Annotated in this window: 21 protein-coding genes; 15 read left to right on the top strand and 6 right to left on the bottom strand. The window is 64.8% G+C overall.

Going from position 1 to position 20,376, the window contains the following annotated elements; genetic code table 11:
- The first annotated feature begins 359 nt into the window (after nucleotides 1-359).
- On the top strand, nucleotides 360-1,013 hold the full coding sequence (locus ACZY1I_RS19845; RefSeq protein WP_463756172.1) for an MPT63 family protein: 654 nt from the start codon (nucleotides 360-362) through the stop codon (nucleotides 1,011-1,013).
- Nucleotides 1,014-1,126: 113 nt separating this feature from the next.
- Complete coding sequence (locus ACZY1I_RS19840) at nucleotides 1,127-2,065, top strand: lysophospholipid acyltransferase family protein (protein WP_463756171.1); 939 nt, start codon at nucleotides 1,127-1,129, stop codon at nucleotides 2,063-2,065.
- A gap of 9 nt (nucleotides 2,066-2,074) precedes the next feature.
- Here the strand turns inward: ACZY1I_RS19840 and ACZY1I_RS19835 are convergent, their stop codons facing one another.
- On the bottom strand, nucleotides 2,075-2,821 hold the full coding sequence (locus ACZY1I_RS19835) for a winged helix-turn-helix domain-containing protein (protein ID WP_463756170.1): 747 nt from the start codon (nucleotides 2,819-2,821) through the stop codon (nucleotides 2,075-2,077).
- 208 nt (nucleotides 2,822-3,029) lie between these two features.
- Entirely contained in the window at nucleotides 3,030-3,269 is a 240-nt protein-coding gene (gene mbp1, locus ACZY1I_RS19830) for a microaggregate-binding protein 1 (RefSeq protein ID WP_463756169.1), read from the bottom strand.
- Between the two features lie 327 nt (nucleotides 3,270-3,596).
- On the opposite strand from mbp1, the gene pyrH reads away from it, so the two are divergent.
- From pyrH to ACZY1I_RS19790, 8 genes are all read left to right on the top strand, one after another.
- Entirely contained in the window at nucleotides 3,597-4,394 is a 798-nt protein-coding gene (pyrH, locus tag ACZY1I_RS19825; protein ID WP_463756168.1) for a UMP kinase, read from the top strand.
- A gap of 15 nt (nucleotides 4,395-4,409) precedes the next feature.
- Nucleotides 4,410-4,967: a ribosome recycling factor gene (gene frr / locus ACZY1I_RS19820; RefSeq protein WP_463756167.1), complete on the top strand. Its 558-nt coding sequence runs from the start codon at nucleotides 4,410-4,412 to the stop codon at nucleotides 4,965-4,967.
- 32 nt (nucleotides 4,968-4,999) lie between these two features.
- On the top strand, nucleotides 5,000-5,941 hold the full coding sequence (locus ACZY1I_RS19815) for a phosphatidate cytidylyltransferase (RefSeq protein ID WP_463756166.1): 942 nt from the start codon (nucleotides 5,000-5,002) through the stop codon (nucleotides 5,939-5,941).
- A 13-nt stretch (nucleotides 5,942-5,954) separates the two neighbouring features.
- On the top strand, nucleotides 5,955-7,058 hold the full coding sequence (gene rlmN / locus ACZY1I_RS19810) for a dual-specificity RNA methyltransferase RlmN (RefSeq protein ID WP_463756165.1): 1,104 nt from the start codon (nucleotides 5,955-5,957) through the stop codon (nucleotides 7,056-7,058).
- A 67-nt stretch (nucleotides 7,059-7,125) separates the two neighbouring features.
- Complete coding sequence (locus tag ACZY1I_RS19805) at nucleotides 7,126-7,635, top strand: protein disulfide oxidoreductase (protein WP_463756164.1); 510 nt, start codon at nucleotides 7,126-7,128, stop codon at nucleotides 7,633-7,635.
- Between the two features lie 6 nt (nucleotides 7,636-7,641).
- Nucleotides 7,642-8,520, top strand: a complete 879-nt coding sequence (locus tag ACZY1I_RS19800; RefSeq protein ID WP_463756163.1) for a cytochrome c biogenesis CcdA family protein — start codon at nucleotides 7,642-7,644, stop codon at nucleotides 8,518-8,520.
- 37 nt (nucleotides 8,521-8,557) lie between these two features.
- Entirely contained in the window at nucleotides 8,558-9,082 is a 525-nt protein-coding gene (locus ACZY1I_RS19795) for a histidine kinase (protein ID WP_463756162.1), read from the top strand.
- Between the two features lie 34 nt (nucleotides 9,083-9,116).
- Entirely contained in the window at nucleotides 9,117-9,947 is an 831-nt protein-coding gene (locus tag ACZY1I_RS19790) for a DUF4097 family beta strand repeat-containing protein (RefSeq protein ID WP_463756161.1), read from the top strand.
- Between the two features lie 6 nt (nucleotides 9,948-9,953).
- Here ACZY1I_RS19790 and ACZY1I_RS19785 read toward each other — a convergent pair whose 3' ends face one another.
- The 4 genes from ACZY1I_RS19785 to ACZY1I_RS19770 all read right to left on the bottom strand — a co-directional run bounded on the left by ACZY1I_RS19785 (nucleotide 9,954) and on the right by ACZY1I_RS19770 (nucleotide 13,691).
- Nucleotides 9,954-10,214: a DUF2631 domain-containing protein gene (locus ACZY1I_RS19785; RefSeq protein ID WP_463756160.1), complete on the bottom strand. Its 261-nt coding sequence runs from the start codon at nucleotides 10,212-10,214 to the stop codon at nucleotides 9,954-9,956.
- A 226-nt stretch (nucleotides 10,215-10,440) separates the two neighbouring features.
- Nucleotides 10,441-11,016 carry a fasciclin domain-containing protein gene (locus ACZY1I_RS19780; protein ID WP_463756159.1) on the bottom strand — a complete coding sequence of 192 codons (576 nt, stop codon included), beginning with the start codon at nucleotides 11,014-11,016 and terminating at the stop codon, nucleotides 10,441-10,443.
- Between the two features lie 99 nt (nucleotides 11,017-11,115).
- The gene (locus ACZY1I_RS19775; RefSeq protein ID WP_463756158.1) at nucleotides 11,116-12,876 is read right to left on the bottom strand and encodes a cytochrome c biogenesis protein DipZ; all 1,761 of its coding nucleotides are present in this window, start codon (nucleotides 12,874-12,876) and stop codon (nucleotides 11,116-11,118) included.
- Nucleotides 12,877-13,016: 140 nt separating this feature from the next.
- Complete coding sequence (locus ACZY1I_RS19770; RefSeq protein ID WP_463756157.1) at nucleotides 13,017-13,691, bottom strand: fasciclin domain-containing protein; 675 nt, start codon at nucleotides 13,689-13,691, stop codon at nucleotides 13,017-13,019.
- Between the two features lie 169 nt (nucleotides 13,692-13,860).
- On the opposite strand from ACZY1I_RS19770, the gene dxr reads away from it, so the two are divergent.
- From dxr to ACZY1I_RS19745, 5 genes are all read left to right on the top strand, one after another.
- A complete protein-coding gene (dxr, locus tag ACZY1I_RS19765) occupies nucleotides 13,861-15,069 on the top strand; it encodes a 1-deoxy-D-xylulose-5-phosphate reductoisomerase (RefSeq protein ID WP_463756156.1) in 1,209 nt (402 codons plus the stop codon).
- A gap of 19 nt (nucleotides 15,070-15,088) precedes the next feature.
- Entirely contained in the window at nucleotides 15,089-16,303 is a 1,215-nt protein-coding gene (locus ACZY1I_RS19760) for a M50 family metallopeptidase (protein ID WP_463756155.1), read from the top strand.
- A 17-nt stretch (nucleotides 16,304-16,320) separates the two neighbouring features.
- Nucleotides 16,321-17,481, top strand: coding sequence for a flavodoxin-dependent (E)-4-hydroxy-3-methylbut-2-enyl-diphosphate synthase (ispG, locus tag ACZY1I_RS19755; RefSeq protein WP_463756154.1), 1,161 nt, complete (start codon nucleotides 16,321-16,323; stop codon nucleotides 17,479-17,481).
- 53 nt (nucleotides 17,482-17,534) lie between these two features.
- Complete coding sequence (locus tag ACZY1I_RS19750; protein ID WP_463756153.1) at nucleotides 17,535-18,389, top strand: GNAT family N-acetyltransferase; 855 nt, start codon at nucleotides 17,535-17,537, stop codon at nucleotides 18,387-18,389.
- 108 nt (nucleotides 18,390-18,497) lie between these two features.
- Complete coding sequence (locus tag ACZY1I_RS19745) at nucleotides 18,498-20,306, top strand: penicillin-binding transpeptidase domain-containing protein (RefSeq protein ID WP_463756152.1); 1,809 nt, start codon at nucleotides 18,498-18,500, stop codon at nucleotides 20,304-20,306.
- Nucleotides 20,307-20,376 lie beyond the last annotated feature (70 nt).

Here is a 20,376-nt window from a genome sequence, read left to right as displayed (position 1 = left end):
GATCTTTAAATCCGGCAGTTGCTTTGACAATCTGAGTGTCACTCTGCGTTGTCCAAAGTTTGCAGAACGCGCATCACCATTGGGCGTCAACATTATTCGAAAAAGCTGAGGAAATTGGCGAGTACTGTGGTGTTCAGAAGCTCCGGTGATAACTGGTAATCACGTGAATTGAGTGGCGCGAATTGCACTGTGGCGCAGATCAAGTTCTTGACGTAAGTGCAGGTAGCGAGGCTGCACAGGGCAATTCGCAGAGTCGTGCGTGTTTGAGGTTGTACACGAGGGGTATTGAGCCCTGGTGCGGTTTGATGCCCAACGGTGGGTGATGACTGCTAGAACGACACCAACGGAGAGGATTCAGCGTGAAGTTCACCACCACCACTGCAAAAATGGCTCTTGGAGCCGCTGGTATAGCAGCGGTAAGTCTTTTCGGCGCTGCGGCAGCATCGGCCGCGCCCACCATTACTGAGGGACTCGGTACTCCCGAGACGCTGGTCGATGGCCCGCTGCAGACGGCGTACACCGTCAGCAACCTGCAGCCCGCCGACGTGACGATTCCCGGCTACACGCCTAAGGGCAAGTTGTGGCAGGCCGATGTCCACGTGCAGGCCAACAGCGGCGTTGTGACCCCAGTCGTGTCCAACTTCAACGCGCGCGGCGGTGACCAGAACTACCGCGTCATCAGCACCAAGGCCACGCCTGAGGGCGTCAGCCCCGCGCCGCTGACTCAGGGCGCCTCGACAACCGGCAAGGTCTACTTCGACGTGACCGGAGCGGCCCCGACCGGCGTCGTCTACAACGACGGTCTCCAGGACGTCCTGGTGTGGGAGGGCAGCCCTGCTGGGTCGCCGGCTCCTGAGGCGGCCCCGGGCCAGTTGCCGGCGCCGAACAGCGTGCCGGGCCAGCAGCCCAACACCGTCCCCGGCCAGACGAACCCGGCGCCCGGTCAGCCGAACCCGGCCCCCGGTCAGCCGAACTCGGCGCCTGCCGGGCTGGAAACGCAGGAAGCCACCTAAACCGAGTCACTTAAAATCGTGCCTCCCCGCGCCACGGCCATGGCGCGGGGAGGCATCTTTTTGGGCGCCCCAAGATCGGAGTTGGGTATGTGTCACCTGGGTACTCGGTTCCAATGACCATCCACACTGATCATCGGGATCGCGACGTCATCGACCAAGCGCAAGAGCATGCGGAGCAAGCGCGCACCAAGATGGACGAAAAGCGCGAGCAGCAGGACGGTGGCGTTAGCGGGTGGGTGGCAAAGCGTGCCGGCGAGTGGGATCTCGACGGGCAGGACGAAACTAGCCTGCAGCGCCAAAAGTTCTTCTGGAACGCGCTCACCGACTACTGGTTCCGCATGGAGATAGACGGTTGGGAAAATGTGGGCAAGTCCCCGGTGCTCCTGGTCGGTATCCATTCCGGAGCGCCGTTCGTCTGGGACGCGTGGACGGTCGGTATGCAGTGGTGGCGGCGATTCGGCCCGGAGCGTCCGCTACACGGCACGGCGCATGACGCGCTGATGGCAATTCCGATGATTGGCAAGTATTTTCGCTCGATGGGTGTGCTGCCGGCGGCACCCGACGCGATCGCAACGGCATTGGCCGAGGGGCGGGACGTGGCGTTGTGGCCAGGTGGCGAGGTGGACTCGCTGCGGCCCTGGGTGGAGCGGGATCGCGCAAACCTTGCCGGGCGCAAGGGATTTGTGAAAATGGCGATACGCGCCGGGGTGCCGATTGTGCCGATCGCGACGGTCGGCGGTGCCGACGCGATGCCGGTGCTCATCCGCGGGGATCGCCTGTCGCGCGCGTTGCGATTGGACAAAGTGTTGCGGCTCAAGGTATTTCCACTGGCGATCTCACTGCCCTGGGGCATCGCACCGGCGGCCCTCCCACAGTTACCGCTGCCGGCGAAGATCCGGACGCGATTCATGCCGCCGGTCGAAATCGACCATGACCCGGCGCGCGTCGAGGACGACGACTACATCGAGGCCAAGTACCGAGAAGTTCAGGACAGCATTCAGCGTGGGATGGATGCGTTGGCCCGCAAACGTGCGCTCCCTGTGTTCGGATAAGACGTCACGTCACTGGGCGATCGAGTCTGCTGGCGCTGCTGGCGAAATCGACTTTTCCCACACCGGACTCAGCACCGGCTCACCGACGATCCACCGTGGTTGCGGTGGCGAGGCCGCCATGTAACCGACACCTCGGACTGTGTCGACCATCGACTCGTGTTCGCTGCCGAGTTTTGCGCGCAGACGGCGCACATGCACGTCGACGGTGCGGACCCGACCGTTGCTCTCATAACCCCACACCTCGTGCATGAGTCGTGTCCGGCTGTAGGCCCGACCGGCATGTTGCACAAGGAAATTCAGCAGTTTGAACTCGGTGAGCGTCAGGCCCAGGTCCTTGCCGTCCAGGTGTACGGTGTAGCTGGCCGGGTGCAGGATGAGGTCACCAAACTGCAGCGTGCCCCCGGTCGCATTGCGTCGACGGGTGACTGCCCACCGTAACCGCGCCTGCATCTCCGCCGCTCCCGCCGCGGCCAGCAGAATGTCGTCGAAGTTCCAGTCGATGTCGACTTCCACGAAATCGGCCGGTGCGACGACGGCGACAACGGCTAGAGCCGGTGTGCTTGCCGTCAGCCGACGGCATGCCTTGCGTGCGGCGACCAAGTCGGTGCGGGCGTCGATGACCGCCACATCGGCACCGTTGATCGCTTCGTCGCTTCCGTCGCTCAGCGGTGCGCTGCGCACCGTGAGAGCGAAGGAATCCAGCGTCGGCAAAGCCGACTCAAATTCGGTGTCGTTGGTAAGCAGAAGAACGTCCACTTGCCCTTTCCAAACTCCCGGGGGGCGTGCGCACCTCCAAGCCCACCACCTCCGGGTGTACCCCGCCCGCGGTGCGATTATGCCAAAGTCGGAAATGGCGGTACGGAAAGCGCCGAATACACGTGCCGACGCGAAGGCCGGCCGGGCCAGAGAATTCGATGGGCCCGGTCCGTGTGGAACAGACCGGGCCCATCCTGGTGACAAGCTTTTACTGGTGGGACGCCTGGCGCTCCTCAGCGACCGCCGCGGCGCCACGAGCCGCTTCGGCCTGCGCTTCTTTCTTGGCCGCGTCCCGCTGCGCCTCCGCCTTGTCCTGCTGCGCTTCGCCCTCGTTGATCAGATCGCCGTCGCCAGTGACCGTGCCGACAGCTTCCTTGGCCTTGCCCTTCACGTCCTCGATAACGCCCTTGACTGCCTCGGCAGGTCCCGAGTTGTTGTCGTCCGCCATGGAAAATGCCTCCTGATTGAGCGCACTGATCGACCGCACTGGTCGGTCATGGAATGGGCTTTGCCGGTCGAAGAATCGACCGGCCTGATAAATGACGGTGGGGCCCTATTTTTCAAGACCGCGATCCACCGCCGCGGTGCAACGAATTCCCACGGTGCCGCACCGTCAAACATGAGTTGCTCGACGCTGTGGCGCGCCCGAGGGCGCGGGTACCTACCCAGCAGGCCAAACCGTGCACCCCGCCCACGCCAGAACACGGTAATGAGGCAGGATAGAGGCGCCGTTCCGGGGTTGCTGGGGGGATGGCAATCTCATATGAGGAGACTGATGACGGAGCCTACGGAGACCCAAGCCGCTGGCTCGGCGACCCCGAGGACCAGCGCGAACGGCGCGGCGACCGCTGCGGATCCGAATTCACCGTCCAAGTACTCCCGAGTCCTGCTGAAATTGGGCGGGGAGATGTTCGGTGGCGGTCAGGTTGGACTCGATCCCGATGTCGTTGCGCTGGTAGCTCGGCAAATCGCCGAGGTGGTCCGCGACGGAGTTCAGGTCGCGGTCGTCATCGGCGGTGGCAACTTCTTCCGCGGCGCTCAACTGCAGCAGCGCGGCATGGAACGCACCCGTTCGGACTACATGGGCATGCTCGGCACCGTCATGAACAGCCTTGCGCTACAGGACTTCCTCGAGAAGGAAGGCATCGCGACCCGCGTCCAGACCGCGATCACGATGGGTCAGGTGGCCGAGCCCTACCTTCCTCTGCGGGCCGTTCGGCACCTGGAGAAGGGGCGGGTGGTGATCTTCGGCGCCGGTATGGGTCTGCCGTACTTCTCGACGGACACCACCGCAGCGCAGCGGGCGCTGGAAATTGGCGCAGATGTGGTGCTGATGGCGAAGGCGGTCGACGGTGTCTTCACCGAGGACCCGCGCGACAACCCCGAGGCTGAACTGCTCGCCGCGATCAGTCACCGCGAAGTCATCGATCGGGGCTTGCGGGTAGCCGATGCCACCGCGTTCAGTCTGTGTATGGACAATGGCATGCCGATCCTGGTGTTCAACCTACTGACCGACGGCAATATCGCCCGAGCGGTCGCTGGTGAGAAGATCGGGACGCTGGTCACCACGTAAGGGGAACAACCGCACATGATCGACGAGGCTCTGTTCGACGCCGAAGAGAAAATGGAAAAGGCTGTATCGGTGGCCCGGGACGATCTCTCGAGCATCCGCACCGGCCGCGCCAACCCGGGCATGTTCTCCCGGATCGTCATCGACTACTACGGCGCGACAACGCCAATCACCCAGCTGTCCAGCATCAATGTGCCCGAGGCGCGGATGGTGGTCATCAAGCCGTACGAGGCGAATCAGTTGAACGCCATCGAGAATGCGATCCGGAACTCGGACCTGGGGGTGAATCCCTCCAACGACGGCACCATCATCCGGGTGGCTATTCCGCAGTTGACCGAGGAGCGCCGGCGCGACCTGGTCAAGCAAGCCAAGGCCAAGGGCGAGGACGCTCGGGTGTCGATACGCAGCATCCGTCGGAAGGCGATGGAGGAACTGCACCGCATCCGCAAGGATGGCGACGCGGGCGAGGACGAGGTCGGCCGGGCTGAGAAAGACCTGGAGAAGTCAACTCACCAGTACGTCGCCCAGATCGACGACCTGGTCAAGCACAAAGAGGGTGAGCTGCTGGAGGTCTGACGACCATTCCGCAGCTCACTTCACTCAAGTCCGTGGCTACCACTGATGCCGGCACTGGCAACCCGCATAACGAGCCGGTTGGCGTGTCCCAACAGCCGGCGAAGAAGAAGACCTCCCGTGCTGGGCGTGACCTGCCCGCCGCGATCGCGGTGGGCGTCAGCATCGGCGCCGTGCTCATCACGAGCCTGCTGTGGGCTCCGCATCTCTGGGTGCTGTATTGCGCCGGAGCCATTCTCGTGGCCAGCCACGAGGTGGTGCGGCGCCTGCGCGAAGCCGGCTATCTGATCCCGGTCATCCCGTTGCTCATCGGAGGCCAGGCCACCATCTGGCTGACCTGGCCGTACCGCGCGGTCGGCGCGGTGGCGGGCTTTGGCGCGATGGTCGTCGTCTGCATGATCTGGCGGCTGTTCATGCAGGAAAAGCAGACCCCCGACGGCGAGGGCGGCCCGCACGGCGCCGTGGGTGCCCCGCCGTCGAGCAACTATCTACGCGACGTGTCCGCGACCGTCTTCTTGTGCACCTGGGTTCCGCTGTTCGCGTCGTTCGCCGCAATGTTGGTTTACGACCCGATGCACGGCCCAGGCTGGGTGTTCTGCATGATGATCGCGGTCGTCAGTTCCGATACCGGCGGATACGCAATCGGCGCCCTGTTCGGCAAGCATCCGATGGTTCCCCGGATCAGCCCGAAGAAGTCCTGGGAGGGCTTCGCCGGCTCGCTGGTCTGCGGAATCACCGCCACCATCCTCACCGCGACCTACCTGGCCGGCAAAGAGTGGTGGGTGGGTGCACTGCTGGGTCTGTTATTCGTGCTTACCATCACGCTCGGTGACCTGATCGAGTCTCAGGTGAAGCGGGATCTGGGCATCAAGGACATGGGTCGGCTGCTGCCCGGCCACGGCGGTCTGATGGATCGGTTGGACGGCGTCCTGCCCTCCGCGGTGGCCGCGTGGACCATTTTGACGCTGTTGCCCTGATACTGGACTAGTCATGGTCCAAGAGTTGGTATTCGAAGAGCCGCGCCCGCGGGGCTCGATTAGGCGACCCCCACCGCACCTGGCCGACCTGGATGCCGCCGGCCGTGTGTCGGCGGTCGAGGAATTGGGCCTGCCGAAATTCCGGGCCAAGCAGCTCGCAAATCAGTACTACGGACGTTTGATCGCCGACCCGCGGCAGATGACCGACCTCCCGGCAGCCGTGCGTGAACAGGTTGCGGAAGCCATGTTCCCGCACCTGATCACCGCCGCTCGCGAGGTCACCTGCGATGCCGGCCAGACGCGGAAGACGCTGTGGCGGGCCATTGACGGTGCCACGGTCGAGTCGGTGCTGATGCGCTACCCGCAGCGCAACACTGTATGCATCTCCTCCCAGGCCGGCTGCGGCATGGCATGCCCGTTCTGCGCTACCGGCCAGGGCGGGCTGACCCGGAACCTGTCGACCGCGGAAATCCTCGAGCAGGTCCGTGCCGCAGCCGTCGCGCTGCGCGACGAGTGGGGTGACCGGCTGTCGAACGTGGTGTTCATGGGGATGGGGGAGCCGCTGGCCAACTACGCCAGGACGGTGGCCGCGGTCCGCCGTATCACCGAACCGCCGCCGTCTGGATTCGGTATTTCCGCCCGCTCGGTGACGGTGTCGACGGTGGGCCTGGCTCCGGCGATCCGCAAACTCGCCGATGAGCGGCTAGGAGTGACGTTGGCGCTGTCGTTGCACACGCCCGACGACGAGTTGCGCGACACGCTAGTGCCGGTCAATAACCGGTGGAAGGTCAGCGAGGTGCTGGATGCCGCCCGCTACTACGCCGATGTGACCGGGCGGCGAGTTTCCATCGAGTATGCGCTGATCCGCGACGTCAACGACCAAGCCTGGCGGGCTGATTTGCTGGGTAAACGACTGCACCAGGCGTTGGGTCCGTTGGCGCACGTGAATCTGATCCCGCTCAATCCGACCCCGGGCAGCGACTGGGATGCCAGCCCCAAGCCGGTGGAGCGTGAGTTCGTCAAACGCGTTCGTGGGCAAGGGGTTTCGTGCACGGTTCGGGATACGCGTGGCCGCGAGATAAGTGCCGCCTGTGGCCAGCTGGCCGCCGAAGGCTAAGCGCTTAATGAACCACTACTGCGGGTAATACGTGATCACGGCAAAACACCAGCAAATGAGGCCCGCCATGATTTTTCGCTTGTTGTTCTCGATCAAGATGTTTGCCGCCACCGCTTGTGCGGTTGTCCTGATGTTGGGTCTGGCTGCCGCTCCGCGCGCGGTCGCCGCTGACGACCGCCTGGATTTCAACGGCACCACCCTAAGCGGTGCCCCGTTCAATGGCGCAAGCCTGCAGGGCAAGCCCGCCGTGCTGTGGTTCTGGGCGCCGTTCTGCCCCTTCTGCAACGCCGAGGCCCCGGGCCTCAGTCAGGTGGCGGCAGCTAATCCCGGAGTCAGTTTCGTTGGTATCGCCGCGCATTCGGACGTCGGGGCGATGCAGAACTTCGTTTCCAAGTACGGGCTCAACTTCCCCAACCTCAATGACGCGGACGGCACGATCTGGGCGCGCTACAACGTGCCCTGGCAGCCGGCCTGGGTGTTCTATCGCGCCGACGGGTCCTCGACTTTCGTCAACAACACCACCTCGGCGATGTCGCAGCAGGAACTATCCGGCCGCGTCGCCGCGCTGAAGTCCTGACCAGGGGTGAACCAGACCCTGATCGGGTTGGCTTTCGCCTCCGGACTGGTGGCCGCGGTCAATCCGTGCGGATTTGCCATGCTCCCGGCGTACCTGCTGCTCGTGGTGCGTGGACAGCAAGCCGAATCGGACCGCGTCGGTCCGATCGGCGCTGTCGGGCGCGCGCTCGCCGCGACGCTGGGAATGGCACTGGGCTTCGTCACGGTATTCGGTCTATTCGGCTTGCTGACCATTTCGGCGGCTTCCGCTCTGCAGCGGTACCTGCCTTATGTGACGGTCCTGATCGGGGCATTGCTGATCTGCCTCGGCGTCTGGCTGCTGTTGGGCCGAAAACTGGCCGTGGTGAACTCCTTCGGTCCGCAGTGGGCTCCGACCGTCCAACTGGGGTCGATGTACGGCTACGGCGTCAGCTACGCGATCGCGTCGCTGTCGTGCACCATCGGGCCATTCCTTGCGGTCACCGGGGCGGGCCTGCGCGAGTCGGTGCTAGGCGGGGTGGCGATCTATGCCGCCTATATCGGCGGTCTGACCCTGGTCGTCGGAGTGCTCGCGATCGCAGCCGCGACCGCTAGCTCCTCGCTGGTCCAACGAATCCGCAAGGTCTTGCCCCTCGTTAACCGGATCGGCGGTGCGTTGCTGGTGCTGGTCGGGCTCTACGTCGGCTACTACGGGCTCTACGAGGTACGACTGCTGAGCGCCACCGCTAATCCGACGGACGCGGTGATCACCGCAGCCGGTTACGTGCAGGGGTTGCTGGCTGGATGGGTCCACCAACACGGGGTATGGCCGTGGGTGATCGCGCTGGTTCTTGTGCTGGCTGTGGCGCTCATCGGTGGCTGGCGCAGGCGCACCCGGAACGCTGACGTCGCAAAGGCACCATTATGACTTGTATTAGACACCATAGTGGTGTCATCATGACACTATGGATTTACAGCCTTACGTCGACGCCGTCCGTCACGAACTGAGCCTGGCCGCCTCGGCGGGCGGGGAGCCCGCCCGGGAGTTGGCCGAACGACTGACCGCTCCGCTGGAGTCGGCGCTGCGCCTGGCGCTCTTGGAAGCCGTGGCGGCCGCTGCTGAGGAAATCACCGGCGAGTTGGCACCGGGATCGGTCGAGGTCCGACTGCGCGGTCGCGACCCGGAGTTCACCGTCACCGTGGCACCGGAAGAGCGAGACTTCGACACAGCCGACAACCACGCATCCGTCGCCTACCACGACGACGAGGTCTCTGGGAATGGCGGCACCTGGCGGGTCACGCTCCGGTTGCCGGAAGGACTGCGGGCCGGTGTCGAAGCCGCGGCGCAACGTGACGGGGCCTCGCTGAACAGCTGGCTGGTTCGCGCCGCCGCAACGGCCGCTCAGGTGAAAGTCCATAACGAGGCGTCGGGCCTCTCCACCCGTCACGCCCACCGCGAGGCCAAGCGCATTACGGGCTGGGTTCGCTGAGTCCACATCCGCAACGACCACAGAGGAATCGAGCATGACAACTTTCGCTACTCCCGAACCGATCAGCGTCCGAATCGAAGCCGGCGGGGGGTCGGTGCGGCTACTCGCGACCGACCGCACCGACACCGTCGTGCAGGTGCGTCCCCATGACGAAACACAGAGCGCCGACGTCCGGGCCGCCGAGCACGTTCGCGTCGACTTTCGCGACGGCAAGCTGACGGTGTTCGCCACCAAGCGCGGCGTACCCCGGATCCGCAGTGGGGCGGTGGATCTCGAGATCGCGCTGCCGTCGCAGTCGCGGATCTACGCGAACCTGGCCTCAGCTGACCTGCGTGCCGAGGGCGAGTACGCCGACATCAGGCTGGGCGCCGCCAGCGGTGAAATCGATATCGACGTGGTGACGGAAAAGATCAAGGCCGCCAATGCATCTGGCTCGATCACCGTGCGCGCCATCTTGGGATACGGCTCGGTCTCGACAGCGTCCGGTTCGCTGCGCGTGGAGACCCTGGACGGCGACCTGAAGTTCAAGGCCGCCAGTGGTTCGCTCTCCATCGATACGCTGCGGGGCAACGCGAAGTCGCGTACCGCATCAGGATCGGTGATCGTCGAAGCGGGCGTCCGGGGTTCCGTATTCGCACACACCAGCAGTGGTGAAGTCGCGGTAGGAATTCCCGAAGGCACCGCCGTCCGGCTCGACATAGCCACGGGATCCGGCTTCATCACCAGCCGGTTGCAGTCCGCGGACGGCCCCGAACCTGAAGACGAAACGCTTGTCCTACAGGTGCGCAGCGGCTCCGGTGACGTTCACATTCACCGTGATCCAGCCGGTCAGCTGGTACAGCGGGCGGCTTTGACTGCTACTTGAGGACCGCTACCTGAGCCAGCCGCGCCGACGACCCCATACGTCGCGCACCAGGATGAAGAGCGCGACCAACGCGAAGCCGATGCAGAAAATGTCCTCGACGTGGCCGACGTGGTTGCCGCGCAGCAACGCCAGCAGGAAGAGGAAGATGAACAGGCCGGTGGCGTGCCAGGTGCGGAGGTTGATCCTGCTCCATCCCCACTTTGCGGACGGCACCTCAGCTTCGTCGACGCCGTCGCTGTAGAACGGCTCCACCTCAGTACTGGCCACGGCGATACCTCCGGTTGGGCTGGACTCGGACACACTGCCTGAACATTCTGGCATAGCCGGTTTGCCCGCGGGGAGGTCCGCGCCCCGTCTGGCCGCATGAGGCCGGGTGCCGCGAGTCGCATCTTGACGACTCGCGGCACCCGGCTACCCCCCGCGCGCGCTTCAGGAACGGTTCAGGATGGTCGCGACCCGCCGCGCCCGGCTACGCCGCGCTTGCGATCGCGACTCAGGCAGGCGGCATCAGCACGGTGTCGATCATGTACACCTGCGCGTTCGCCGTGGACACACCGCCACACCCGACGCCCGCGTTGTTGACCCGGAGGTCGTTGCTCTGACCGCTCACCGTCACGTTTGCGCCCTGCAGAGTTTTGTGGGTGCCGGCGACGCTGTTCGGGCTCGCCTGGCCGTTGACCACGTGATAGGTCAGGATGCTGTTCAGCAACCCAGAGTCGGTCTTGAGCTGCTCAATTGTGGCCGCCGGCAGCTTGGCGAACGCGGCATCGGTCGGCGCGAACACCGTGTATTGGCCGCTGTTGAGGGTGTCCACCAGGTTCACCTGTGGGTTGAGTTGGCCCGACAGTGCCGAGGTCAGCGTGGTCAGCTGCGGGTTGTTCGAGGCAGCCACCGCGACCGGGACTCCCGACATACCGGCAACCGAAGCCGGACCGGTGGGATTGGCTGCCGCATAGCCCGCACAACCCGGACCGACCGGGTCTGCCGATGCCACCGGGGCGACGACCAGCCCGCAGGCGACCATTGCGGCCGCGAAACCTGTTGCTGCCATTGCATTTTGCTTCTTCATGCTTTTCTTACTCCCTAAAGATGAGTGCCGAGTCGGCTGATGCCGACCCGAGGTCCCCGACATATGTTGATTCGGAACAGTTCGGGTCCTGGATGGGTATTACCCATATGTGAAAGAGAAAATCTGAAGTCCTTTGCTGGGCCGCACCTCGACGGTTCCGGCCGTCTGCCGATCACCCATGACGATCTGACGATTGGTGGGCGGTCCGCTGATCTGCTGCGTGGTCGTCTTGCCGTCGCGCGTCACCGAGAGGGTGCCGGTGCCGCCGATCACGGCGTAGATGTCCTTGGCGTGGTAGTTGAGTCTGATTGCCGAGTCATCGCCGTTGGCCGTGGCGCCCTGATAGTCCAGCGACCAGGGGCCGCTCAACGCGAATTTGTCGGACGCCAAGGTCGGCGGGTAGTTGAACGTCGTTGACCCTTCGTCGTACTGGCCACCGCCGCCATAGTTGATAACTTTGCCGACGGCGAAGTAGGTCTCCGGGGTCAGAGTCGTCGTCGGCGTGAGATCGGGTGCGTCGACGGGCGGGGGAAGTTTGCTACCTGGCTTGGCGTCGGTCAGCAACTGCCTGATCAGTGTTTCGGTGGCGTCGTAGTCGCCTTCGCCGAACTTGAGGTGGCGAACGGTTCCGTTGGCGTCGATCAGGTATTCGGCGGGCCAGTAGCGATTACGGTAGTTCGTCCAGGTGGAGTAGTTGTTGTCCATCGCGATCGGATACTTGATGCCCAGATCGGCCGCGCCTTTGGCGACATTGTCGGGCACTTTTTCAAATGCGTACTCCGGAGTGTGGACGCCGATGACTTCCAGACCACTGTCCTTATATGCCTGATACCAGCCGACGACATGCGGGATGGCCCGTTGGCAATTGATGCAGGAGTAGGCCCAGAAGTCGATCAGTACTACCTTGCCGCGTAACGAGTTCAGGGTGATCGGCTGGTTTCCGGAGGTGTTCAACCATCCGGTGATGCCCTTGAGATCCGGTGCCGTTCCGCAATTTTCGAGCTGGTTGGCGCCCTGGGTGCAGTTGGACAGCTGCGCGTTCTGGTCGGTGACGATGCCGCCCAGGCTTTGCTGGGCCTGACGCGAGTTACCGACTCTGTCCTGCAGCGATGCGGTGTAGTCGGGTATCGCCCGCTGCAGGACGGCGGGCAGGTTGAACACCAACGCGACCGCGAGCAGGATCGTCACGATTCCCGCACCGATTCGGATTACGCGCTGGCGTCGCCGAAACGCGTTCACCCGCTGGGCAACCCGTTGACCCGCCAGCGCGAAGAACAGTAGTGGCAACGCAGCGCCGACCGCGAAAGCAGCGGTGAGGACGACGGTTCTGACACCGATTTGCGCGGTCGCCCCGGCCACCACTATCGCGGCCAGCACCGGGCCCGCGCAGGGCACATAAAGCACCCCCAGCGCCAATCCAAGCCCGAAACCGTTTCCGCGAGTGGCGAATTGCTTCTGTGGAATGCGGGAGAACGGCCGTTCCAGCAGCTGTTCAATTTGCGGAAAAATGAGACCGAGACCGATCGCCACCAACGCGACCAGAGCGATCCAGCGGATGGCGTCCTGGGGCAGATGCAGCGCCGACAGCAGTGCCGAGCCGAGCAGGGTGACGACGCTGAAGCTGAGCACCAGACCGCCGATCACCCGGTAGGGGCGGGTTGCGTCTGAGCGGGTGCGCTTGGTCTTGACCGCTACCGAGCCATCGGATTGCGTTGGCGCATCGGCAGAATCGGCGGCGCTGCGTGCACCGGAAGAACTCTGTGCCCCAGAGAAGAAGATCACCGGCAGCACCGGCAGGATGCACGGCGATATGCCGGTGATGAGGCCGCCGAGGAAGCCGACTAAGGCGAGTGTCAACATGTCAACTATTCGTCACGATACCGGCCCTGGATTGGTTCACCATGCAACAGGTTTCGTGAGGTCACCCTGAATGAGACCAGAAATGAGACAAGGCAGCCCGCTGGCCGCGGACTGCCTTGTCGATACTGCGCGGTGCGTTACTAGCTCGGAGGCATCAGCACGGTGTCGATCATGTACACCGTGGCGTTGGCGGTGTGTACCCCTCCGCACACCAGCCCGGAGGCGTTGACCTTGAGGTCGTTACCCCCGCCTGTCACCGTCACGTCCGCACCTTGCAGGGTCTTGTGGGTGCCGTCGATCTTGGCCGGGCTCGCCTGGCCGGTGACCACGTGATAGGTCAGGATGCTGTTCAGCAGCTTCGAATCGGTCTTGAGCTGGTCCAGGGTGGCCGCCGGAAGCTTGGCGAAAGCGTCATTGGTCGGCGCAAACACCGTGTACTGGCCGCTGTTGAGGGTGTCGACGAGGTTGACCTGCGGGTTGAGCTTGCCGGATAACGCCGAGGTCAGCGTGGTCAGCATCGGGTTGTTCGACGCCGCCGTCGCGACCGGGTCCTGAGCCATGCCGGCTACTGAACCGGGGCCGGTCGGGTTCTGGTTCGCGTACTGCGAGCAGCCGGGGCCGATCAGATCTGCCGCGGGGTCCGCCTTGCCGGACGACGGCGCGCTGCTGGGTGCTGTGGCGCTCATCGCGGGTGCGGGCGCGGAACTGCTGCTGGATCCTTGCGACGCGGGCTTGTCACTCGAACATCCCGAGAAGCCCACAATCGCGATCGCTGCGAGTGCCGCCGCTGCGACCGTCCTGGCTTTCGTTTCCATTTCGATTCAATTCCTTTGCTGCAGAATGCTTTTGAGACGACAGCCGTCGCCCCCCGGTTTGGCCTTACGCAAGTCATTCGGAGTGGCGACGGTCACGGATGGGTTGGAGATTGAAGAAGTTGAACCAGGCATGCCCCGATGTGTCCTAGACAAGCGGCACAATGGGTAGGTGACGATCTCCAGTGACGGGCAGGCCGAGCGTCGGCTGCGAGTGCTGGTGCTGGGCAGCACCGGCTCGATCGGCACCCAGGCGCTGGAGGTCATCGGCGCCAATCCGGACCGGTTCGAGGTGGTCGGGCTCGCGGCCGGAGGCAAAAATCTGGACACGTTGTTACGGCAGCGCGCCGAGACCGGTGTGACCAACGTCGCCGTCGCCGACGCGGCCGCCGCCGAGCAGGCCGGGGATATTCCGTTTCGCGGCCCGGACGCCGTCACCCGCCTGGTCGAGGAGACCGAGTGCGACGTCGTACTCAACGCGTTGGTCGGAGCGTTGGGTCTGCGGCCCACGCTGGCTGCCCTGGAGTCGGGTGCCCGCCTGGCGCTGGCCAACAAGGAATCCCTGGTCGCCGGGGGGCCATTGGTGTTGCGGGCGGCGCGGCCCGGTCAAATCGTCCCCGTCGACTCCGAGCACTCCGCGCTCGCGCAGTGCCTGCGTGGCGGCACCGCCGACGAGGTCGCCAAGTTGGTGCTGACCGCCTCCGGCGGACCCTTCCGGGGCTGGCCGGCGGCCGACCTCGAGGACGTCACCCCCGAGCAGGCCGGCGCTCATCCCACCTGGTCGATGGGCCCGATGAACACGCTGAACTCGGCATCACTGGTCAATAAGGGTCTCGAGCTCATCGAAACCCACCTGTTGTTCGGCATCCCGTACGACCGCATCGACGTCGTCGTCCACCCGCAGTCGATTATCCACTCGATGGTCACCTTCATCGACGGCTCTACCATCGCCCAGGCCAGCCCGCCGGACATGAAGCTGCCGATTTCGTTGGCGCTCGGCTGGCCTGCCCGGGTGGGCGGTGCCGCGGCCGCCTGTGACTTCTCCACCGCGTCGACCTGGGAGTTCGAGCCGCTGGACAGCGGAGTTTTCCCGGCTGTCGAGCTGGCCCGGCAGGCGGGTGAGACCGGCGGCTGCATGACCGCCGTCTACAACGCCGCGAATGAGGAGTCGGCCGAAGCGTTCCTCAACGGGCGGATCCGATTCCCCGCCATCGTTGCCACTATTGCCGGCGTGTTGCGTGATGCGGACCAATGGGGCGCGGCACCAGCTACCGTGGAAGACGTACTCGAGGCGCAGCGTTGGGCCCGCGAGCGTGCGCAACGTGCGATCACGGCTGCGAGCTCGGGTGGGGTGCCGGTCAGAGTCGCTGGCTTGGCGTGAGAAAGGTCGTACGAGGCTGATGATGTTCGTTACCGGCATTGTGCTGTTCGCACTTGCCATTCTCATCTCGGTCGCCCTGCACGAGTGCGGTCACATGTGGGCCGCCCGCGCCACCGGCATGAAGGTGCGCCGCTACTTCGTCGGCTTCGGTCCCACGCTGTGGTCGACTCAACGCGGCGAGACCCAGTACGGCGTCAAGGCCATACCGGCGGGCGGTTTCTGCGACATCGCCGGGATGACTCCGGTCGAGGAGCTTGCTCCCGACGAAGAGGAACGCGCGATGTACAAGCAGGCAACGTGGAAGCGCGTCGCCGTGTTGTTCGCCGGGCCGGGCATGAACTTCGTCATCTGCCTGGTGCTGATCTACGCCATCGCGCTGATCTGGGGCCTGCCCAACCTGCACCCGTCCAACAAGGCCATCGTCGGCGAGACCGACTGTGTCGCCCAGGAAACCACCCAGGGCAAGCTCGACAAGTGCAACGGTCAGGGTCCGGCGGCACTGGCCGGAATCCGCGTCGGAGACACGGTCGTCAAGGTGGGTGACACCACGGTGTCCACCTTCGAGGAGATGGCCACGGCGGTGCGCAAGTTGCGCGGCACCGTCCCGGTCGTCGTCGAGCGTGACGGCAAGACGATCACCACCACGGTCAACGTCGAAACCACCCGCCGCTGGGTTCCTGACGCGCAGGGCGGTCAAGTCGAGCCCGCGACGGTCGGAGCCATCGGGGTAGGCGCACCCCGAAATGCGCCCACCAAGTACAACGTGCTGTCGGCGGCACCCGCCACGGTTGCCTTTGCCGGCCAACTGACGGTCGAGGTCGGCAAGTCACTGGCCGCCATCCCGACCAAGGTCGGTGCGCTGGTCGACGCAATCGGGGGCGGAAAGCGCGACCCACAGACCCCGATGAGCGTCGTCGGGGCAAGCATCATCGGTGGCGACACGGTCGACCACGGGCTCTGGGTGGCGTTCTGGTTCTTCCTGGCCCAGCTCAACCTCATCCTGGGTGCCATCAATTTGCTGCCGCTGTTGCCTTTTGACGGCGGGCACATCGCTGTCGCGGTGTTCGAGAAGATTCGCAACATGATCCGGACGGCCCGCGGCAGAGTGGCGGCCGCGCCGGTGAACTACCTCAAGCTCATGCCGGCGACGTACGTGGTCCTCATTTTCGTCGTCGGATACATGCTGTTGACGGTCACCGCTGACCTGGTCAATCCCATTCGGCTCTTCCAATAAAGAGAGAAGGCACAACTGTGACCGTTGGCCTCGGCCTGCCGAAGCCGCCGGCGCCCACGCTGGCTCCCCGACGTAAGACGCGTCAGCTGATGGTGCGCGATGTCGGGGTCGGCAGTGATCATCCCATTGCGGTGCAATCGATGTGCACCACCAAAACCCACGACGTCAACTCCACCCTGCAGCAGATCGCCGAGCTGACCGCCGCGGGTTGCGACATCGTCAGAGTCGCGTGTCCGCGTCAGGAGGACGCCGACGCGCTCGCCGAAATCGCGCGGCACAGCCAGATCCCCGTGATCGCCGACATCCACTTCCAGCCGAAGTACATCTTCGCCGCCATCGATGCGGGGTGCGCGGCGGTCCGGGTCAACCCGGGCAACATCAAGGAATTCGACGGCCGGGTCGGTGAGGTGGCCAAGGCGGCCGGTGCCGCCGGCATCCCCATCCGAATCGGCGTCAACGCAGGCTCCCTGGACAAGCGGATGATGGAGAAGTACGGCAAGGCCACGCCGGAGGCGCTGGTCGAGTCCGCGCTGTGGGAGGCCTCGCTGTTCGAGGAGCACGGCTTCGGCGACATCAAGATCAGCGTCAAACACAACGACCCGGTGGTCATGGTCGCCGCCTACGAGCAGTTGGCCGCCCAGTGCGACTACCCGCTGCATCTGGGCGTCACCGAGGCCGGTCCGGCATTCCAGGGCACCATCAAGTCCGCGGTCGCCTTCGGTGCCCTGTTGTCAAAGGGCATCGGGGACACCATCCGGGTGTCGCTATCAGCCCCGCCAGTCGAAGAAATCAAGGTCGGCAACCAGATTCTCGAGTCGCTCAACCTACGGCCGCGCGGGCTCGAGATCGTGTCCTGCCCGTCGTGCGGTCGCGCCCAGGTCGACGTCTACACCCTGGCCAACGCGGTGTCCGCCGGCTTGGACGGCCTCGACGTGCCGTTGCGGGTAGCGGTGATGGGGTGCGTCGTGAACGGGCCGGGCGAGGCGCGCGAAGCCGATCTCGGAGTTGCCTCGGGCAACGGCAAAGGACAGATCTTCGTTCGGGGCGAAGTCATCAAGACGGTGCCCGAATCTCAGATCGTCGAGACGTTGATCGAGGAAGCCATGAGAATCGCTGAAGAATCCGAAAAAGATCCGGGGACGGCGGCCAGCGGTTCGCCTATTGTGACCGTAAGCTGATAGGGGTCAGTGCCAGAGAATTGCCCTCATTTCGCACCACAGAGAGTTCTGAGATGTCGGCTCCGCCCATCCTTCGCCTCGTTGGCGAGCGACGGGTCTCCGTGGTGCGTGACGCCGCCGCCGTGTGGCGGGTGCTCGGCGATAACCCGGTCGAAGCGTGCATGGTCGCCGCGCGCGTCGCGGACTACGGCGTTGAGCCCAACTCCATCGGCGGGGAACTGTGGACACACCGCGGCGTCGATGAGTCACTGTGCTTTGCCGGTGCCAATCTGATTCCGTTGCGGGGCAACCTGATCGACCTGAACGCCTTCGCCGACGAGGCCAAGAGCACTGCACGGCGGTGTTCATCACTGGTCGGCAGGGCGGACCTGGTGCTGCCCATGTGGCAACGACTCGAGCCGGCCTGGGGTCCGGCCCGGGATGTGCGCGACGAGCAGCCGCTGATGGCACTGAACAGTCACCCCAGTTGCACGTTCGACACCGATGTCCGGCAGGTGCGGCCCGAGGAACTCGACGCCTACCTGGTCGCTGCCGTGGACATGTTCATCGGGGAAGTCGGCGTCGACCCCCGAATGGGCGACGGTGGACGTGGTTACCGACGACGGGTAGCGAGCCTCATCGCGGCGGGCCGGGCCTGGGCGCGCTTCGAGCACGGCCAGGTCGTGTTCAAGGCCGAAGTGGGCTCGCAATCGCCGGCGGTCGGACAGATCCAGGGGGTCTGGGTTCACCCCGAACGGCGCGGCGAAGGTCTGGGCACCGCCGGCACCGCCACTCTTGCCGCGGTGATAGTCGGCAGCGGGCGCATTGCCAGCTTGTACGTCAACAGTTTCAACGCTGTGGCCCGAGCCGCATACACGAAGATCGGGTTCAAAGAGGTCGGGACCTTCGCCACGGTCCTGCTCGACTAGCGTCTCGCGCCGGTCGGGAGGCGGGCCCGCGGACCGTTCGCGGCGATAACGGTTGAGTATCGGTGTGTCGGCGGTGCAATGACCGCGACAGCTCTAACATCAGTCCCGATGGTCACAAAAACAACACTGGCAACATCTGTCACATGCCTGCTGATGGCGCTGATGGTGCTACCCGGCTGCACGCCCAAGCCCGAAGGGCCCGGTGTTGCCGCGGAGAAGTTTCTCGCTGCGCTCTCCGTTGGGGACACCGCGACGGCGGCGCAACTCAGTGACAACCCCAACGAGGCGCGCGAAGCGCTCAACGCCGCGTGGGCGGGCCTGCAGGCCACCCACTTGGATGCGCAGGTGTTGAGTTCGAAGTACGCCGAGGACATGGGCACCGTCTTGTACCGCTTCACCTGGCACCTGCCCAAGGACCGGACCTGGAGCTACGACGGCCAGCTCAAGATGGCGCGCGAAGAAGGGCACTGGCAGGTCCGCTGGTCCACCACCGGATTGCACCCGAAGCTGGGGGAGCACCAGACCTTTGCGCTGCGGGCTGACCAACCCCGGCGCGCCTCGGTCAACGAACTGGGTGGCTCCGACGTAATGGCGCCGGGCTACATCTACCACTACACACTGGACGCCAGCCAGGCCGGACCCGGCCTGATGGGCACCGCTCAGGCGGTCGTGGAAGCGCTGCATCCCTTCAATGACCAGCTCAACGACCCGCAGTTGCTCGCCGAAATGGCCAGTTCGACCACCCAGCCGGTCGACCTGGCAACGCTGCTGCCCGACGACAGCAACCGTGTTTTCCCGGCAATCGGCACGTTGCCCGGTATCACGATCACGCCGCATGCCGACTTGTTGCCCAGCGATCCACATTTCGCTCCAGCGGTGATGGGGCAGGTGAAAAAGGCCGTCATCGACCAACTCGATGGTCAGGCCGGATGGCGGATCGTCAGCACCAACCAGAACGGCGTCGACGTCGCGGTGCTGCATGAGGTCGAGGGCTTGCCCGCGCCGTCGGTAACCGTCACGCTCGACCGAGCCGTGCAGAACGCCGCCCAACACGCGGTGGACACCCGCGGCGGCAAGGCAATGCTGGTGGCGATCAAGCCGTCGACGGGTGAGATCCTCGCGATCGCACAGAATGCGGGAGCGGACGCCGAGGGCATGCTGGCCACCACCGGTCTCTACCCGCCCGGGTCAACCTTCAAGATGGTGACCGCCGGCGCCGCCGTCGACCGTGACATGGCCACTCCCAACACAATGCTGGGCTGCCCCGGCCACATCGACATCGGACACCGCAGCATCCCCAACTACGGCGGTTTCGACCTCGGGGTGGTGCCGCTGTCGCGGGCCTTCGCCAGTTCCTGCAACACCACGTTCGCCGAGCTGAGCGCGAAGTTGCCGCCGCGCGGTCTGACCCAGGCCGCCACCAGGTACGGCATCGGGTTGGACTATCAGGTCGAAGGCATCACCACCGTGACCGGTTCGGTTCCGCCGACGGTTGATCTGACCGAGCGGACCGAGGACGGGTTCGGGCAGGGCAGGGTGCTGGCCAGCCCGTTCGGCATGGCTTTGGTGGCGGCCACGGTCGCCGCCGGTAAGACGCCGGTTCCTCAGCTGATCGCCGGCCGGCCGACGACGGTTGCCGGCGACAACACCCCGATCAGCCCGAAGATGGTCGATGCGCTGCGGCCCATGATGCGGTTGGTGGTGACCAACGGGACCGCCAAGGAGATCGCGGGTTGCGGGGACGTCTACGGCAAGACCGGTGAGGCCGAGTTCGCGGGTGGATCGCATGCCTGGTTCGCCGGGTACCGCGGTGACCTGGCCTTCGCGGCCCTAATCGTCGGAGGCGGCAGTTCGGAGTACGCGGTGCGGATGACCAAGGTGATGTTCGACTCACTGCCCCCGGGGTATCTGGACTGACGGGTCGCCTCTACCGCGCACAACGGTAAGTTTGCGGGGTAGGCGAAACCTCGCCTTTGACTCTGGCGAT

It is taken from the genome of Mycobacterium sp. IDUB_37, assembly GCF_055419245.1.
This window is presented reverse-complemented; position numbering and strand designations above follow the sequence as displayed.

Bases quoted from the DNA above. Each gene is read 5' to 3' on its own strand.
- ACZY1I_RS19840 (WP_463756171.1), top strand. From the start codon at position 1,127: ATGACCATCCACACTGATCATCGGGATCGCGACGTCATCGACCAAGCG.
- mbp1 (WP_463756169.1), bottom strand. From the start codon at position 3,269: ATGGCGGACGACAACAACTCGGGACCTGCCGAGGCAGTCAAGGGCGTT.
- pyrH (WP_463756168.1), top strand. From the start codon at position 3,597: ATGACGGAGCCTACGGAGACCCAAGCCGCTGGCTCGGCGACCCCGAGG.
- frr (WP_463756167.1), top strand. From the start codon at position 4,410: ATGATCGACGAGGCTCTGTTCGACGCCGAAGAGAAAATGGAAAAGGCT.
- rlmN (WP_463756165.1), top strand. From the start codon at position 5,955: ATGGTCCAAGAGTTGGTATTCGAAGAGCCGCGCCCGCGGGGCTCGATT.
- ACZY1I_RS19805 (WP_463756164.1), top strand. From the start codon at position 7,126: ATGATTTTTCGCTTGTTGTTCTCGATCAAGATGTTTGCCGCCACCGCT.
- ACZY1I_RS19795 (WP_463756162.1), top strand. From the start codon at position 8,558: ATGGATTTACAGCCTTACGTCGACGCCGTCCGTCACGAACTGAGCCTG.
- ACZY1I_RS19790 (WP_463756161.1), top strand. From the start codon at position 9,117: ATGACAACTTTCGCTACTCCCGAACCGATCAGCGTCCGAATCGAAGCC.
- ACZY1I_RS19780 (WP_463756159.1), bottom strand. From the start codon at position 11,016: ATGAAGAAGCAAAATGCAATGGCAGCAACAGGTTTCGCGGCCGCAATG.
- ACZY1I_RS19775 (WP_463756158.1), bottom strand. From the start codon at position 12,876: ATGTTGACACTCGCCTTAGTCGGCTTCCTCGGCGGCCTCATCACCGGC.
- ACZY1I_RS19770 (WP_463756157.1), bottom strand. From the start codon at position 13,691: ATGGAAACGAAAGCCAGGACGGTCGCAGCGGCGGCACTCGCAGCGATC.
- ACZY1I_RS19760 (WP_463756155.1), top strand. From the start codon at position 15,089: ATGATGTTCGTTACCGGCATTGTGCTGTTCGCACTTGCCATTCTCATC.
- ACZY1I_RS19750 (WP_463756153.1), top strand. From the start codon at position 17,535: ATGTCGGCTCCGCCCATCCTTCGCCTCGTTGGCGAGCGACGGGTCTCC.
- ACZY1I_RS19745 (WP_463756152.1), top strand. From the start codon at position 18,498: ATGGTCACAAAAACAACACTGGCAACATCTGTCACATGCCTGCTGATG.